Source organism: Glutamicibacter sp. HZAU (assembly GCF_004100365.1).
Taxonomy (GTDB): Bacteria; Actinomycetota; Actinomycetes; order Actinomycetales; family Micrococcaceae; genus Glutamicibacter; species Glutamicibacter nicotianae.
The window spans coordinates 72,529-89,351 of sequence record NZ_SCKZ01000006.1 but is presented as its reverse complement, the minus strand read 5'-3'; the positions used below and the strand labels follow the sequence as shown (position 1 = coordinate 89,351).

Here is a 16,823-nt window from a genome sequence, read left to right as displayed (position 1 = left end):
AGCAACAGCCCAGCACTATATGCTGCGAGATAGCAGCCAGCTAGCTGCTACTTGCGGCGCAGTTCGAAGCGATCCGCGTCCATGACCTTAGCCCATGCCTTGGCGAAGTCCTTGGTGAACTTCTCCTTGGCATCGTCCGAAGCGTAGACCTCGGCGAGGGCGCGCAGTTCCGAGTTGGCACCGAAGACCAGGTCCACGCGGGAACCGACCCAGCGGCCGTCCTTCGAGTGGTAGGTCTGCTCGTCCTCGGAAGCGGTCCAGGCGATGCCTGGCTCCAGCAAGTTCGCGAAGAAGTCGTTGGTCAGCGCGCCCGGGTTCTCGGTGAAGACACCCAGGTTCGAGCCATCCCAGTTGTTGCCCAGTACGCGCAGGCCGCCGACCAGTACGGTCAGTTCCGGTGCGGATAGGCCCAGCAGGTTCGCCTTGTCGATCAGCAGGTACTCGCTTGGCATCTTGATGAAGCCCGAGTCGTAGTTGCGCAGGCCATCGGAGACTGGCTCCAGCCATGCGAACTGCTCAACGTCGGTCTGCTCCTGGGTCGCGTCAACGCGGCCAGGGGTGAATGGAACGTCGATCTGCTGGCCAGCGGCAGCTGCCGCGAGCTCGACACCGACGTTGCCGGCCAGGACCACTACGTCAGCGAAGGACGTCTTGATGCTGGAGGTGGCGTTGAAGGTGTCAACGATTTCTTCCAGCTTGGCGATGACTGGCTTGAGCTGCTCCGGCTGGTTCACGGTCCAGGAGACCTGTGGTTCCAGACGGATGCGGCCGCCGTTGGCGCCGCCGCGCTTATCCGAGCTGCGGAACGAGGCCGCTGCCTTCCACGCGGTGGAGACCAGCTGCTGCACGGTCAGGCCCGAATCCTTGATCAGTTCCTTGAGCGCCGCGATTTCCTGGGCGCCCAGGGTGACCTCTGGAGCTGCCGGCAGCGGATCCTGCCATGCCAGATCCTCGGCTGGAACTTCTGGACCGAAGTAGCGGGACTTCGGACCCATGTCGCGGTGGGTCAGCTTGAACCATGCGCGAGCGAAGGCATCGGCGAACTCTTCAGGGTTTTCCTTGAAGTGCTTCGAGATCGGACCGTAGATCGGGTCGAAGCGCAGGGCCAGGTCGCTGGTCAGCATGCGCGGTTCGCGGCGCTCGAGGGTCTCGTGCGCTGCCTGGACCAGGCCGGAACCGCCGCCGTTGACCGGACGCCACTGCTTGGCGCCTGCTGCCGACTCGAACAGTTCCCACTCGTAAGCGAACAGGATGTGGAAGAACTCGTTGTCCCAACGGGTCGGGTGGTAGGTCCAGGTGACTTCCAGGCCCGATGCGGTGTTGTTCTCCGCGTTGCCCTCGCCGTAGCCGTTCTTCCAGCCCAGGCCCTGCTCCTCCAGCGGAGCGGCTTCTGGATCCGGACCGATGCGGTCGACGTTGTTGGCGCCGTGGGTCTTGCCGAAGGTGTGGCCACCGGCAATCAGGGCGACGGTCTCGTAGTCGTTCATGCCCATGCGGCGGAAGGTTTCGCGCACGTCGACTGCCGAAGCCAGCGGATCAGGGTTGCCGTCCGGGCCCTCTGGGTTCACGTAGATCAGGCCCATCTGGACCGCAGCCAGTGGTGCTTCCAGATCGCGGTCGCCGGTGTAGCGCTCGTTGTCCAGCCAGACCTTTTCAGGGCCCCAGTAGACATCGTCATCTGCTTCCCAGACGTCCTTGCGGCCGCCGGCGAAACCGTAGGACTTCAGGCCCATGTGCTCCATGGCCACGGTGCCGGCCAGGATCATGAGGTCAGCCCAGGAGATGGACTGGCCGTACTTCTTCTTCACTGGCCACAGCAGGCGGCGGGCCTTGTCCAGGCCGACGTTATCTGGCCATGCATTCAGTGGAGCGAAACGCTGCTGGCCTGCGCCGCCACCGCCACGGCCGTCGTGCGAACGGTAGGTGCCGGCCGAGTGCCAAGCCATGCGGACGTACAGCGGACCGTAGTGTCCGAAGTCAGCTGGCCACCAGTCCTGGCGGGTGGTCATGTTCTCGATCAGGTCGGCCTTCAGGGCCTCCATGTCCAGTGCGTTGAATGCCTCGATGTAATCGAAGTCCTCATCCAATGGGTTCGATACCTGCTGGTTCTTAGCAAGGATCTTCAGGTTCAGCTTGTTCGGCCACCATTCGGTGTTGGCGTTGCCCTGGGTCGGGTGAATTCGCCCCGCGCCAACTACTGGGCACTGACCTGCAGTCGTCTCAGACATGTGCTCTTCCTTCCGGATTTTTAGGGGTTTGTGCGGTTCATGTCCACCGCGCGGTATTGGCCCGCGTGATGGCAAATCTAGGGGTTAGCTACGACATCTTTCTGCGCATTCGCAGCCTGGCAATCGGGGCAGGTGCCCCAGTAGATCACTTCAGCCTCGTCGATGCTGAAGCCGTGATCATTGGACGCATGCAGGCACGGGGCCCCGCCGACAGCGCAGTCGACGTCCGCCAGCTTGCCGCACTGGCGGCACACCACATGGTGGTGATTGTCGCCAACGCGGGCTTCGTAGCGGGCAGTGTGGCCCTGCGGCTGTATCTGCCGGATGACTCCCAGCTTCGTGAAAAGCTTCAACGAGTCATAGACAGCTTGGTGCGACACATTGGGGTGGCCTTCGCGAACGGCCGAAATGATGGTTTCGGTATCAGCGTGAGGGTGCTCGGCGACAGCGGACAGCACTGCAACGCGTGGTTGCGTAACCCGCATCGATGCCGCTTTCAGCACCTGCTCGATCCCTGCCTGTGATGTCATGTAACCAGCATGCCTGCTTATTTTGAATCAGTCAAGATAAGTTCCCGTGTATTTCTGGTTAAAGCTTGGCGAGGGTTGGTTGGCGGGCCAAATGAGCGCCTGCGTAGTAGATATTCCTCATCAGGCATGCTTCGGCTTGGGGGCCCGGCTGGCCTATTTGCTAAATCCCGATCATTCAAGAGAAAAATGAAAGCAAATTAGTGGCCATTCCGGCTACGGAAATAGTTCGGCGCAAACAAGGATTTCGCGGATGCAGGGACAGGGAAATCGGATAGCGCGAGGAAGCTCACACGGACGCTGAAGCCAGCGCAATCATCGTGATTCCCGGGTGATCGAGATCCGAAAGTGGCGAGAATTCAAGGATCTGATTTGACCCTTGGTGGGATGTCGACAATGCTGGTAAAGGCCCATTTTGGGACTTATCGTGTCAATTCCGTGTTAAATCGGGTCAGCTCGCAGGAATAATTCGCGGGATATTTGCGCAGAATAGCTGTTTCATTCAAGCAGTTCTGAAGCTAGATTTAGACACAACGGACCGACACCCGAAAAGCAATTCGCAATCAATCACACTGCATGGCGATCGTTGACTCGAGAAACGATGGCTGGACAGATTCCGCCTGGAACTTCTCCACGGGATCTCACCAGTGAAGGAAGAACGCAATGAAGCAGACGGATCAATCAATCGTAGACCTCGTCGAGGAACTGCATTCAGTTCGCCACAGGCGACCTAAGAAGTACTCCCTTTCCGGTACGGATTATTGGGTATTCGGAATCGCCGGCGTTATCGCGCTGGCATTCATCATTTGGGGTTTCTCCACCCCATCGGGGCTGGGCAAGGCCTCCAGCGCAGCCTTGGACTGGGTTATCACCAACACTGGTTGGCTTTTTGTCATCGCCGCCGCATTATTCGCGGTCTTCGCTATTGTCGTAGCAGCGAAGAATTTCGGGCGTATCCCGCTGGGCAAGGACGGTGAATCGCCACAGTTCTCCACGGTTTCGTGGATCTCGATGATGTTTGCCACCGGCATGGGCATCGGACTGGTCTTCTACGGGGTCGGCGAACCGCTGTACTTCTACATGTCGCCTCCTCCGGGAACTGTGGAAGGCTCCACCAGCGAGGCACTGAGCACCGCTATGGGCACCACGCTCTTCCACTGGACGCTGTTCCCATGGGCCATGTACGCGATTGTCGGCTTGGGCATGGCCTACGGCAGCTTCCGGCTGGGACGCCCGCAGCTGTTCTCCGCCATGTTCAGCTCGCTCTTCGGCGACCGCGCCATCCACGGCTGGGGCGGCCGCACGATTAACATCCTGGCTATCATCGCCACGCTCTTCGGCTCGGCCTGTTCGCTGGGCCTTGGCGCATTGCAGATTGGCGGCGGCATCCAGGCCACCGGGATGATGGAGAAAGTCGGTTCCGGCGTTCTGGTGGTCATCATCGCGATTTTGACTGCCTTGTTCGTTGCTTCCGCTGTTTCCGGCATTGAGCGCGGCATCCAGTGGCTGTCCAACACCAACATGGTGCTGGCAGTGATCATCGCGTTGATCGTATTCATTGGCGGTCCAACGCTGTTCATCCTTAATGTCATCCCCAACGCCATTGGCTCCTTCATTGGCGACTTGCCGGAGATGGCTTCGCGCACGGCGGCTGGCGATGTTGCAATGTCTGATTGGCTGTCCTCGTGGACCGTCTTCTACTGGGCCTGGTGGATCTCCTGGAGCCCATTCGTCGGCCTGTTTATCGCCCGCATCTCCCGCGGCCGCACGATTCGCCAGTTCGTTACCGGCGTGCTGCTGGTGCCATCGACTGTCACCTTGATCTGGTTCTCGATCTTCGGTGGCGGCGCAATCGGCATTCAGGAACGTGCCGAACGCGCCGGGGAAACCGGGGAAAAGCTGGCCAATATCGTCGATGGCGCCCCAGACATCAACTTCGATCTGATCCTCTTCGACATGCTCGGCCGCCTGCCGCTGGCAGGCTGGGTGGCTACCGTGCTGATGGTCGTCACCGTGCTGCTGATTGCGATCTTCTTCGTGACCGGCGCAGACTCGGCCTCGATCGTGATGGGTGCGCTCAGCGAACGCGGCGCCGAAGAGCCAACCAAGAAGGCGGTGATCTTCTGGGGCGTGGCCACCGGTGCTGTTGCCGCGGTGATGCTGCTGGCTGGCGGTGATCATCCGGCGGAGGCATTGAACGGCCTGAAGAACATCACCATTGTTTCGGCGCTGCCGTTCGTCATCGTGATGCTGCTGCTCTGCGTGGCGTTGTGGAAGGACTTGAGCAACGATCCGCTGGTGCTGGGCGACAAGGTGGCCCGCAAGGTGCTTGAGCATTCCGTGGGCCAGGCGATTGACCGCCATGAGGGCAGTCAGTTCAGCTTGATGACCACCGAAATTCCTTTGGTCAGTGCCGATGGCAAGGAGGCTGAAGTGAAGATCTTCGCCACCGAAGCCACCGAGGCCACCATTGACCCGGTGGAGGACGGCAAGAAAACTGAGGGCGACGGCGAGAGCCCGAAGCCAACTGCCGGGGAGTAATTACCGGCAAAGCAAGTGAAGCTTCTTCCCGATTCCGGGAAGAAGCTTCACTTTATTTAACCTCTGGAGGCTTGGCCTGGCTGATTAGCCGCGAGCGCGGCAGATCGCGTTGATCTCCGGGATGCACGGCTCATTCTGCAGACTTGTCGTATCGCCGAGCGTGGTGCCCTCGAACAACTGGGTGAGCAGGCGGCGCATGATCTTGCCAGAACGCGTCTTGGGCACATCTGGAACCAGGACGATTTCACGCGGCTTGGCAATCGGGCCGATCTGGACCGCGACGGTCTCGCGAAGCTCGGCGATGAATTCGGCCTGCCGGGCAGCGAGATCCGCATCAGGCGACTCGGCGATCAGGGTCTTGTCCAGCGGCACCACGAAGGCGGTAGCAGCGTGTCCGGTCTTGGGATCCGGGGTGGGGCAGACGCCGGCTTCCACCACACCGGGGTTGGTGACCAGCGCCGACTCGATCTCGATGGTGGACAGCCGATGGCCGGAAATGTTGATCACGTCATCGGTGCGGCCCAGGATGTAGATGTCGCCGTCCTCATCGAAGCGGGCACCGTCACCGGCCAGGAACCAGCCTTGCTCGACGTATTGTTCCCAGTAGCTGGTGTAGTAGCGTGCCGGATTGCCCCAAACGGTACGGGCCATCGACGGGCCGGTGCGGGTAATGACAATATTTCCCTGCTCGTTGGCCGGCATGCTGCGGCCATTGGCGTCAACGATGTCCACCGAAATGCCCGGCAGCGGACGTGCGGCGCAACCCGGCTTGAAGTGCTCATCCGTAGGCAATGGGGAAAGCACTGTCGCGCCGGACTCCGACTGCCACCAGGTATCGACCATGGGCAGGCCCGCCGCGGTGTCGCGGCCAATCTGCTGGCGGAACCATTTCCACGCCTCGGGGTTGACCGCTTCGCCCACGGTGCCGCCGATCTTCACCGACGACAGGTCGTATTCTGCCGGGATGCCGTCGGGGAACCAGCCCATCAGCGAGCGGACCAAGGTGGGAGCGGTGTAGTAGCTGGTGACCTTGTAGCGTTCGATGACCTCGAAGTGCCGGCCCGGATGCGGGGCGTTGGGCACGCCCTCGTAGATGACCTGGGTGACGCCGTTAGCCAGTGGACCGTAGATCTCGTAGGTGTGGGCGGTGACCCAGGCCAGGTCAGCGGTGCACCAGTGCACATCGTGCTCGCGCTGGGACTCGTCCGGATTGGCGAACAGCATGTTGTAGCTGGTGGCCGCCTGCGTCAGGTAGCCGCCGGTGGTGTGCACCAGGCCCTTGGGCTGGCCGGTGGTCCCCGAGGTGTACATGATGAACAGCGGCGTCTCGGAGTCGAAGAACTCCGGGGTGTGCTCGGTGGACTGGGTATCAACCACCTCATGCCACCAGACGTCGCGGCCCTCGGCCCACGGGATCTCATCTCCGGTTCGGCGGATCACCAGCACCTTTTCGATTTCGTTCTCGCCGGCAACTGCCGCATCGGCGTTGTCCTTGACCGGGACCGAGGTGCCGCGGCGGAACTGGCCGTCGGTGGTGACCAGCACCTTTGCCTTGGTGTCTTCCACGCGGAACTTCAGCGCTTCGGCAGAGAACCCGCCGAAGACCAGCGAGTGGATGGCGCCGATGCGGGCGCATGCCAAGGTTATGACGATGGTTTCAATGAGCACCGGCAGGTAGATGACCACGCGGTCGCCCTTCACCACGCCCAGGGATTCCAAGGCATTGGCAGCTTGGGAAACCCGCTCCTGCAGATTCTTGTAGGTGACTGCAACGCGGTCGCCGGGTTCGCCTTCGAAGTACAGCGCAACCTTCTCGCCGCGTCCTGCGGCGACGTGGCGGTCGGCGCAGTTCACTGCCGCGTTCAGCTTGCCGCCGAGATACCAGGAAATTTCCGGGCCGCGCTGCGCCTGGGGGTCAGCCGGAATGATGCGGCTGGTGGTGTGCCACGGGGTGTCCCAATCCAAAAGGTGCGCCGCTTCGTCCCAGAATTCCTGGCGTGCCGCCTCTGATTCAGGTGCTGAGGTTGTTGCCAATTCGGTGGTCATTGCAAACTTTCTTTGGTGAGGGAAGGGGTAGCGTTGCCAGCCGGTGCTAGCTAGTCCGGGGCTAGGTCCAGCGTTTGATCGCCCAGCGTTCGGCTATCGATAGCAGGGCATCGGTGATTTTTCCGAAGACGGCCAGCAGCACGATGGTCATGATCAGGCGGTCTAGGCGGCCATTGTTCTGCGAATCGGTGAGCAGGAAGCCCAAGCCCATCGACGCTCCGAGCAGTTCAGCCGCGACCAGGAAGAGCCACGCTTGGGCCAGTGCCAAGCGCAGTCCGGAGAAGATGGAAGGGACTACCGCGGGGAGCTGGACTGTGCGCAGCAGCTTCAGTCCCTTCAAACCGAAGGAGCGAGCGGCCTCGATCAGGTGGGCATCGACATGGCGCAATGCCAAGGCGACGGTGGTGAAGACCGGGAAGAACGCGCCGATGATCACGAGCGTGACCTTGGAATCTTCGCCCATTTTCATCCAGAGCACCAGCAACGGAACCCAAGCCAGCGAAGGGACGGCGCGCAGGGCGCTGATGCTCAGGCCCAGAAACGCATCTGCCAATTTGGACAGGCCGACGAGGGCGCCCAGCGCCAGGCCGAGCAGGGAACCAAAGGCGAAGCCCAGCAGTACACGCTGGGTGGAAATGCCGATGTGCTTACCAAGATCGCCATCTTCGAGGAGCTCAAAGGCGGCGGCAACGACCGAGCCTGGAGTCGGCAGCGTCCACGGGGCAACGATGCCGCTCACCGTGACGAATTGCCAGACAGCCACGGTGGCCAGAGGCAGGATCAGCGCAAGCAACCATTTGGGTGCGCGCAGGATCGTTGCGGCGATGCCTGTCTTGTGCTTGGCAGGTGTCGGATTTTCGCGGGTATCAGCCGCGTTTGCGGTGCTCATCGCTGTTTACTCTCCGGAGATCTTCGTTGCATCTGCCTTGAGGGCAAACTGGTCGTCAACGAGGGTTGCTAGTGCTTCATCTACGGATTCCTGCTTGGAAACATCGCCGCTGGCGACCAGGGTGGGGCCAATGTTGCTCAGCACTCCGGTGAATTTGGCGTCGGGAACCGCCGGAACGTCCAGATTGGAGCGTTCCTCGATCACGGTCTTGGCAACTTCTGGTTCGAGCCCTGCAACGTCGGCCAGGATCTCAGCGGTTTCCCCAGGGTTTTCGGCCGCCCAGCCGCGAGCCTTCTCATAGGCGTCGACCACGAGCTGGGCCAGTTCGGGGCTCTGCTTGATGAAGTCTTCGCGAGCGTTCAGCGCACCGTAGGTGTTGAAGTCCAGGTTCCGGTAAACCAGCTGCGCGCCGTCTTCTTCGGCGGCTGCCATGATTGGATCCAGTCCGCTCCAGGCATCGACCGAACCGTTGACCAGTGCGGTGCGGCCATCGGCATGCTGCAGGTTCTGCAGCTTGATGTCGTCTTCGCTCAGTCCCGCGGTGTCCAGAGCCTGGAGCAGGAAGAAGTATGGATCGGTGCCCTTGGTGGCGGCCACGGTCTTCCCTGCCAGGTCTTCAACGGATTCGATCTTTGAATCCTTGTCCACTACCAGGGCTGCCCATTCCGGCTGGGAGTACAGGGCGACGGTCTTGATTGGTGCACCGTTGGAACGGTTCAGCAACGCTGCGGAACCGGCGGTGGAACCGACGTCAATCGCACCGGCGCGAAGCGCCTCATTGGCCTTGTTGGAACCTGCGGACTGGATCCACTCGACGTCAACGCCCTGTTCCTTGGCGGCCGCATCCAGCCACCCCTTTTCCTTGAGCACCAGGCTCAGCGGGTTGTACGTGGCAAAGTCGATGGACAAGGTCTGATCACCGGAGTCGGCAGTAGCGTTTTCGCCAGCGCAGCCGGTCAGGGCAACTGCGCCCATGAGCAAAGCGGCGGCGGACAGAGCGGTGCGGCGGGAGAAGCGGTTCAAGAGCATGGAGAATCCTAGAATTATGCGTGCAAGCGGATGGACGATAGGGCAAAGAGCAAGGATCGCCGAGGATCCAATGCGTTCCCTGGATTAATGGTTGGTTGGGTCGACGCCGAGCAGGCGCAGCAGGTGCAGGCGATCGGCAACGAACTTCTCGTCCGTGTGCCGGCGCGGTTGCCCGGCGGAGATCGCTAGGTCTTCGATGACACCAGCCGCGCCGTTCCCGGTGCTGCGTCCCAAGACGATAACGCGGTCAGCCAAGGTCAAAGCCTCGTCCACGTCATGGGTCACCATGAGTACCGTGGTGGGGAATGATGCGTGAATTGAGAGCAGCAAATCCTGCATCTTCAGGCGGGTCAGGGCATCGAGTGCGCCGAAGGGCTCATCGAGAAGCAATACGCCCGGGCGGCGGGCCAGCGCGCGAGCCAGCGAAACACGCTGGGCCATGCCGCCGGAAATCTCCCGCGGGCGCAGGCTGGCTGCATGGCTCAGCCCGGTCAGCTCGATCAGCTCATCAATCAGCGCGTCGCCAGAGGCCTTCTCGGTTCCTGGGGCCAGACCCAGCGCAATGTTCTCGCGCACCGATCGCCACGGCAGCAGCCGTGGTTCCTGGAAAGCAACGGCGCATAGCTCGTTGATGCCGTTGACCTCGTGGGTGCCTGTGCGGATGTCACCGGTGGAGGGGTGGTCCAACCCGGAGACCGAACGCAGCAGCGTGGATTTTCCGCAGCCGCTGGCGCCTAGGATCGCGAGGACTTGGCCGGCTGGAATGTGCAAGTTGATGTCGGCCAGCACGGTGCGGCTTTCCTTCTTTGTGGTGAAGGTCCGCGACACGTTGCTGAATTGGACGTCCAGTGCGGTTGAGGTGGTTGAAGTTGCCTCGGGCGCTGCAATGGTAAGAGCCATATCAATCTCCATCGGTCCTGGCGGTAGCACCGGCCTGCGGAGCCAGAGCTCCGAAGGTGGTTGCTGCGGCGTCAAAGAGCCAGATCTCTCGGCCGCTCGGGATGGTTACCCCTCTATTACAGCGAGTCGAACGATTTGGACGCAAATCTTGCGTAACATGAAAAAATCTTCGACACCTGCGTCACATTGCCCAGAAATTTCGTTATTTATTTTACCTAGGACCGGTTTGATCGACAGCATGCCAATCCTTGCAACTCATCTTCGATGGGACGGGGATTAGGCTGTGGGATTTGAGCATAGGCCCTTCCAAATCTGAGGCGAAATATGACTTCGCGGCTTGGAAGCGCCGGATTATTACCGTTACAAATGAATCACGACCCATCCAGAGCGGCTGAGAGATCTGGCTCCACGACGCCGCAGCAACCACCCGAAGAGCGGGACGGTGCTACTGCCAGGACCGATGGAAAGAATTGAGAACCCTGATGCCTATTGGCGAATCACCGAATGCCCCAGGGCTGGACTTCAACCAGCTCAGTGATCCTTCGCAAGCCAGCGCTCTGGAACTGGACGAGTTCGAGGAGCAGCTGCCCACGCGGCAGCTGCTGAAGATCACTCCCGGTCCCGGTGCGGATGAGCAGTACGACCGGCTGGCCGAAATCTTCCGCCCGGTCTTCGCCCAGATCGCCGCGACCGCCAAGGACCGCGACCTGAACCGCGTGCTTCCCTTCGAGCAGGTAGGCCTGCTGAACCGCGAGCGCTTCGGCGCGCTGCGCCTTCCCGTGGCCGACGGCGGCTACGGTGCGCGGCTGGTGGATGTCTTCCGCCTGCTCATCGAGCTCTCCGAGGCCGACTCCCATGTAGGCCAGCTGTGGCGCGCGCATATCGCTTTTGTCGAGAATGTGCTGGCACTGGAAGACGAGGCGCTGCGCAAGAAGTGGGTGGCCCGCATCGCCGCCGGGCAGATTGTCGGCAACGCCTACACCGAGCGCGGCGGCAACGCCCTGGGCACCTTGAATACGAAGGCCAGCTTCGTGGACGGGCGCTGGGTAGTCGACGGCGAGAAGTACTACTGCACCGGCACCATCTTTGCCGACTGGACCACTGTTGCGGTGGCCCACCCTGAGCTTGCCGGACGCCAGATCGCGGTGGTGTCCACCCAGCGCAGCGGCGTCAAGATCCTCGATGACTGGGACGGATTCGGCCAGGGCCTGACCGGAACCGGCACCACCGAATTCCATCAGGTCCCGGTGGACTGCTTCATGCCGCAGCAGCGCAATGACTCCGAAGCGGCGATCTTCCAGCTGGTGCTCATGTCCGTGCAGGCAGGCATCGCCCGCGCCGCGCTGAACGACCTGCGCAGCGCGGTGCAGGCACGCACCCGCATCTTCACCACCGGAACCGGGGTGCCGGTATACCAGGAACCCCAGGTCCTGCAGCTGGTGGGGGAGGTGTCCGCGGAATCCTTCGCCGCCGACTCGGTGGTGATCGGCGCGGTACTCGAAGTCGAAGCGGCCCTGGGCGATCCGGGACTGAACGACGAGGAACGCTACGCGGTCTGCGAGCTGGCAGCCAACCGTGCGCAAACCGTGGTGCAGCCGCTGGCCATCGGCGTAACGAGCAAGCTCTTCGACGGGCTGGGGGCCTCGTCCACGAGAAGCGGCTGCAACCTTGACCGGCACTGGCGCAATGCGCGCACCATCGCCACGCACAACCCGGCGATCTACAAGGCGCGCATCGTCGGGGACTACGAGATCAACGGCGTCCAGCCGCAGCGGCTGTCCGTCACCGGCGAAGATTCGACCCAGCGGGCCTGAGAGCCCGCGACGCAAACCAGGAACTTTCCATGAATATCGACCTAATGGGGGCAAAGGCATGAGCGAGAACAAGCGCGAGATCCTATTCAACGCATTCGACATGAACTGCGTGGTGCACCAGTCGCCAGGCCTGTGGCGCCACCCGGAGGACAAGGCCTCGACCTACAACACCCTGGGCTACTGGACGCACCTGGCCAAGGTGCTGGAGAAGGGCAAGTTCGACGGCCTGTTCCTCGCCGATGTGCTGGGCACCTACGACGTGTACAAGGGCAACAACATCACCCCGCTGACCTCCGGCGCCCAGGCGCCGGTCAACGACCCGATGATGCTGGTCTCGGCCATGGCCGCCGTGACCGAGAACCTCGGCTTCGGCGTCACCGCGGGTACCGCCTATGAGCACCCGTACGCCTTCGCCCGCCGCCTGGCCACCCTGGACCACCTGACCAACGGCCGCGTCGGCTGGAACGTGGTCACCGGGTACCTGCCATCGGCTGCCCGCAATATGGGCCAGGAAGACCAGATGGAGCACGACGAGCGCTACAACCACGCCGATGAGTACCTCGAAGTGGTCTACAAGCTGCTCGAAGGCTCGTGGGAAGACGACGCGGTGCAGAACAACAAGGAAACCGGCATCTACACCGATCCGGCCAAGGTGCACCCGATTGAGCACGAAGGCAAGTACTTCAAGGTCCCGGGCATCGCCATCACCGAGCCGTCGAAGCAGCGCACCCCGGTGATCTACCAGGCCGGCGCCTCCAAGCGCGGCACCGAATTCGCCGCGTCGAACGCCGAAGCCATCTTCGTCACCTGCCCAACCCGCGAACTGCTCAAGGAAGCTGTCACCAAGATCCGCGATGCCGCTGAAGCGGCTGGCCGCGGCCGCTACGACATCAAGGTCTTCGCCATGCAGACCATCATCACCGCCGAAACCTCGGAACTGGCCCAGGCGAAGTTCGAGGACTACCGTTCCTACGTGGATACCGAGGGCTCGCTGGCGCTGCTGTCGGGCTGGACCGGCATCGACATGTCTGTCTACGGACCGGACGATGTCATTGGCGATGACGTGAAGTCCAACGCCATCCAGTCCTCGGTGGAAACCTTTAAGAAGGCCAGCGGCGATACCGGAAAGCCATGGACCATCCGCCAGCTGGCCGAATGGATCGGCGTGGGCGGCTTCGGCCCGGTCTCCGTCGGCTCGGGTGCCGAGGTTGCCGAGAAGCTCATCGACTGGGTGGAATACACCGACGTGGACGGCTTCAACCTCGCCTATGCTGTCACCCCTGGCACCTTCGAGGACATCGTCGAGTACGTGGTTCCCGAGCTGCAGGCCCGCGGGGTCTACAAGACCGAGTACACCGAGGGCACGTTGCGCAACAAGCTGTTCGGCGCCGGCGACCGGGTGAAGGACACCCACCGTGCAGCCAAGTACAAGATCGTCAACCGGATGGCCGCGCAGGCCTGAGCATCCGGCTAGATAGCGCAATCGGCGGCGGCCTGCGGCAACTTCGCAAGAATGTTGCCGCAGGCCGCCGTTTTCACTGCGTGCCTACTTGATCGGCTCCAGCACCATGGCCGAACCGCCGCCGCGCCTGGTGGGCTCGGCCGCTGCCGTGAGCGTGCCATCGGCCGCGATCTCCACGGCTTCGACGGCGCCGATTTCAGCCTGCGGGGTGAAGGAATCGCCAGCCGGCGTGAGCTTGTGGCCAAAGGCCTCAAGCGCAGGACCATAGGTTTCGATGAACTCGGGTTCGGCGGTGACCGCGGCCGTATTGCGCTGAGATGCCCGCGGCGCGGCGATGGCTTCGCTGATGCTCATGCCCAAGTCGATGCGGTTCACGAGGGTCTGCAGCACCGTGGTGATGATGGTTGAACCGCCCGGGGAACCGATGGCCAGCACCGGTTCGCCCTCCTGCAGGACAATGGTGGGCGCCATCGAGGAGCGCGGGCGCTTGCCCGGCTCGATGCGGTTCGGATCCTGCGGATCATAGACCGTGGAAAAATCGGTCAGCTCATTGTTCAGCAGGAATCCGCGGCCGGGAACCACCATGCCCGAGCCGCCGGTCTGCTCGATGGTCAACGTGTAGGAAACGACGTTGCCCCAGCGATCCACCACCGACAGGTGGGTGGTGGAGATGTTTTCCGTGTCCCGCTCTTCAACCGGCTCGCTGGTGGCAGCCGGGCACTGGCCATCATAGTTCTCGATATCGCCGGGAGCGACCGGCTTGGCCGCGGCCTGGTCCGGATTGATGGCGCACGCCCGATCCGCACCGAACAGCTTGTCGGTCAGGGTCTGGGTCGGAACATCGGCGAAAGCCGGGTCGCCGACGAACTTGCCGCGATCAGCGTAGGCAAGAGCAGTTGCCTCGAAATAATGGTGCAACGCATCGGCTTCGTCCATGGCCGCCACGTCGAACTGGCCCAGGATGTTCAGCGATTCGCCGATGGTGGTTCCTCCGCTGGAAGATGGAGCCATGCAGAAGACATCGTAGCCCCGGTAATCCACTTGCGTGGGTTCCTGCTCAACCACTTCGTAGCCGGCCAGATCGGCGGTGGACAGCTGCCCCGCGGGAACCGGGAGGCCGGTATCTGCGCTCTTTGGCGGTGCCTGCACCGTCTGGGCGATCTCGGCGGCCAAGTCTCCCGCATAGAACCCGTCGAGGCCTTGCTTGGCCAGCATCCGGTAGGTGTCCGCCAGATCCGGATTCCTGAAGATGGTCCCGACCTGGGGAGCATCCCCGCCGGGCAAGAACAATTCGCTCGTGGCAGGAAACGCGGCGAACCGTTCCTTGTTGTCCAAGGTCTGCTCGCGGAACGTCTCATCAATGGCAAAGCCGCGGGAAGCGATTTTGGTTGCCGGCCGCAGGACCTGCTTCAGGTTCTGCGAACCCCAATTGTCCAGGGCGCGTTGCCATGTGGCCAAGGTTCCGGGCACGCCGACTGCCACGCCGCTGGTAACCAGTTCCGGGGTGAAGTTGTACGGCTCGCCGGTTTCAGGATCGATGAATGCATCTTTGGCCATGCCTGCCGGGGCGGTTTCGCGACCATCGATCGTGCTGACCTTTCCCGACTGTGCATCGTAGTAGAGGAAGTATCCGCCACCGCCAATGCCTGCGCTGTAGGGTTCGGTGACGCCCAGCGCCGCCGCGGTGGCCACAGCCGCATCCACGGCGTTGCCTCCCTTGCGCAGGACTTCGATGCCGGCGGCGGTGGCCTCCGGGTCCACCGAAGACACCGCGCCTCCGGTTCCGATGGCCGTCGGGACTTTTTCGGTGTGGCGTGGATCCGCGCTCGCCGGGACAGCCGAGAAAGCTCCCAGGCCCAAGGCGATGGCTGCAGCGCAGGCAACTGGCCTCAAACGTGCTCGTGGCATACTCTGATCTCCTCTTCAGGTGGGGATGAAGTATGCGCAAATTTACGGGAGCGGGCTCTCCCAGCGAGCTTGTGACACGCAGCACAATCTATCTGGGCGTTAAAATTCCTCCTTGTCGCGCGAATATTCGCGGTTATGAAGCTTAAATGCTGCAGGGCATGCACCGCGGCAACGACTGCCGCGAGTGCCTGCCCGCTGGACCCTCGATGATCGGTGCTACTTGTCCAGGTTGTCCTTGATGACCTTGCCCAAGGACGCTGGAGCGCGGCCGATCAGCTTGGCCAGATCACCGGTGCTGACCTCCAGTGCTCCTTCGCGAATGCGCACGTCGGTATCGACGAGGATGTGCGCGAAGGGTCCTGGGACTCCGGCATCAGCGTAGATCTTTTCCAGCTGCTCGGGATCCACTTCCTGATAGGCGACGTCCTGGCCAGCGGCGGCGCCGACAGCGCCAGCAAGCTGGTTGAGGGTGAATGGCTTGTCGCTGCCCAACTCGTAGATCTTGCCGTTCTGCTCTTCATCGGACAGCAGCACCGCGGCGGCTGCCTCCGCGAAATCGGCCCGGGCGGCAGCGCTGATCTTGCCCTCGCCCGCGGCACCGAGGATTACGCCGCTATTGAGGTAGCCCATGAGCTGGTCGGTGTAGTTCTCGATGTACCAGCCGTTGCGCAGCAGCACGTACCCGATGCCGGATCCGGCCAGCAATCGCTCGGTGGCGATGTGCTCCTCGGCGAGCTCCATGCCGCCGGTCATCGCGTTGGCAATGGACGTGTAGGCGATCAGCGAGACGTCCACCTGCTTGGCGGCGTTGATGATGTTCTCATGCTGGGCAACGCGCTGGCCCACTTCGCTGGAGGAGATCAGCAGCAGCTTGTCGACGCCTTCAAGCGCAGAAACCAGATCTGGCTGGACGTTGTAATCGGCAACGCGGGTTTCCAAGCCCTTGCCTGCCAGCGGGGCCAGCTTTTCCTCCGAACGGCCGATGGCCACCAGCTGCGCGGGATCGGCCCCGCGCTCCAGCAGTGCATCGATGACGAGTTTTCCCAGCTGTCCGGTGGCTCCGGTCACGGCAATCTTCATGGCATTCCTTTCCAAGGCATTCGGTGATTCCAACCGTAGGCCAGCAGCGCGTATTCCCGATGCCGGGCCGGGGCACCAATTGCCGGCGGTTGCCGGAGAAGGCCCCCGGCTGAGCGCAAATCCGCCGGAGCACTTCCGACTTGGAAGGTCATATGAACGGCAATGAGACGAATCATGACGCCGAAGATGACGCCGACGGCCCGCAGTGCCGGATCGGAAATGACGTGATGTCGCAGTGTTGCGCAACTCTTGGCTCTGTTCGGACAGGGAACGCAGACTGGGAACACCTGGCCGCCAAGGCCGGGCAACCCATCCAGAGCGACCGAGAGACCTGGCTCGTTGACGTCGCAGCAACCACCCGAACCGCGGGACGGTGCTACCGCCAGGACCGATGGAGCA

11 protein-coding genes and 3 riboswitches are annotated in these 16,823 nt (G+C 62.2%); of the genes, 3 read left to right on the top strand and 8 right to left on the bottom strand.

All coding sequences use genetic code 11. The features are described from left to right. Positions 1-47 precede the first annotated feature (47 nt). Positions 48-2,228 carry a catalase/peroxidase HPI gene (katG, locus tag EKH49_RS10110; RefSeq protein WP_038991963.1) on the bottom strand — a complete coding sequence of 727 codons (2,181 nt, stop codon included), beginning with the start codon at positions 2,226-2,228 and terminating at the stop codon, positions 48-50. 77 nt (positions 2,229-2,305) lie between these two features. Next, positions 2,306-2,758 carry a Fur family transcriptional regulator gene (locus EKH49_RS10105; RefSeq protein ID WP_128470748.1) on the bottom strand — a complete coding sequence of 151 codons (453 nt, stop codon included), beginning with the start codon at positions 2,756-2,758 and terminating at the stop codon, positions 2,306-2,308. A gap of 660 nt (positions 2,759-3,418) precedes the next feature. Between EKH49_RS10105 and EKH49_RS10100 the strand changes: the two genes are divergently transcribed. Next, on the top strand, positions 3,419-5,296 hold the full coding sequence (locus tag EKH49_RS10100) for a BCCT family transporter (protein WP_236641119.1): 1,878 nt from the start codon (positions 3,419-3,421) through the stop codon (positions 5,294-5,296). Positions 5,297-5,380: 84 nt separating this feature from the next. Here EKH49_RS10100 and acs read toward each other — a convergent pair whose 3' ends face one another. The 4 genes from acs to EKH49_RS10080 form a co-directional block, all read right to left on the bottom strand. Continuing rightward, the gene (gene acs, locus EKH49_RS10095) at positions 5,381-7,342 is read right to left on the bottom strand and encodes an acetate--CoA ligase (RefSeq protein WP_128470747.1); all 1,962 of its coding nucleotides are present in this window, start codon (positions 7,340-7,342) and stop codon (positions 5,381-5,383) included. A gap of 61 nt (positions 7,343-7,403) precedes the next feature. After that, positions 7,404-8,231 (bottom strand): ABC transporter permease, encoded by an 828-nt coding sequence (locus EKH49_RS10090; protein WP_128470746.1) that lies wholly within the window; start codon positions 8,229-8,231, stop codon positions 7,404-7,406. A gap of 6 nt (positions 8,232-8,237) precedes the next feature. Further along, the gene (locus EKH49_RS10085; RefSeq protein WP_128470745.1) at positions 8,238-9,260 is read right to left on the bottom strand and encodes an aliphatic sulfonate ABC transporter substrate-binding protein; all 1,023 of its coding nucleotides are present in this window, start codon (positions 9,258-9,260) and stop codon (positions 8,238-8,240) included. Positions 9,261-9,344: 84 nt separating this feature from the next. After that, positions 9,345-10,160, bottom strand: coding sequence for an ABC transporter ATP-binding protein (locus EKH49_RS10080; RefSeq protein ID WP_038992052.1), 816 nt, complete (start codon positions 10,158-10,160; stop codon positions 9,345-9,347). Positions 10,161-10,165: 5 nt separating this feature from the next. Further along, positions 10,166-10,268, bottom strand: a riboswitch (SAM riboswitch). A 267-nt stretch (positions 10,269-10,535) separates the two neighbouring features. After that, a riboswitch (SAM riboswitch) is annotated at positions 10,536-10,627 on the top strand. Positions 10,628-10,642: 15 nt separating this feature from the next. Between EKH49_RS10080 and EKH49_RS10075 the strand changes: the two genes are divergently transcribed. Together EKH49_RS10075 and EKH49_RS10070 are read left to right on the top strand one after the other, a co-directional pair. Beyond that, positions 10,643-11,974 (top strand): acyl-CoA dehydrogenase family protein, encoded by a 1,332-nt coding sequence (locus tag EKH49_RS10075; RefSeq protein WP_128470744.1) that lies wholly within the window; start codon positions 10,643-10,645, stop codon positions 11,972-11,974. Positions 11,975-12,032: 58 nt separating this feature from the next. After that, the gene (locus tag EKH49_RS10070) at positions 12,033-13,436 is read left to right on the top strand and encodes an LLM class flavin-dependent oxidoreductase (protein ID WP_128470743.1); all 1,404 of its coding nucleotides are present in this window, start codon (positions 12,033-12,035) and stop codon (positions 13,434-13,436) included. A gap of 84 nt (positions 13,437-13,520) precedes the next feature. Here EKH49_RS10070 and ggt read toward each other — a convergent pair whose 3' ends face one another. After that, on the bottom strand, positions 13,521-15,344 hold the full coding sequence (gene ggt, locus EKH49_RS10065) for a gamma-glutamyltransferase (protein WP_128470742.1): 1,824 nt from the start codon (positions 15,342-15,344) through the stop codon (positions 13,521-13,523). A gap of 216 nt (positions 15,345-15,560) precedes the next feature. After that, the gene (locus tag EKH49_RS10060; protein ID WP_128470741.1) at positions 15,561-16,424 is read right to left on the bottom strand and encodes an SDR family oxidoreductase; all 864 of its coding nucleotides are present in this window, start codon (positions 16,422-16,424) and stop codon (positions 15,561-15,563) included. 306 nt (positions 16,425-16,730) lie between these two features. Next, a riboswitch (SAM riboswitch) is annotated at positions 16,731-16,822 on the top strand. Position 16,823 lies beyond the last annotated feature (1 nt).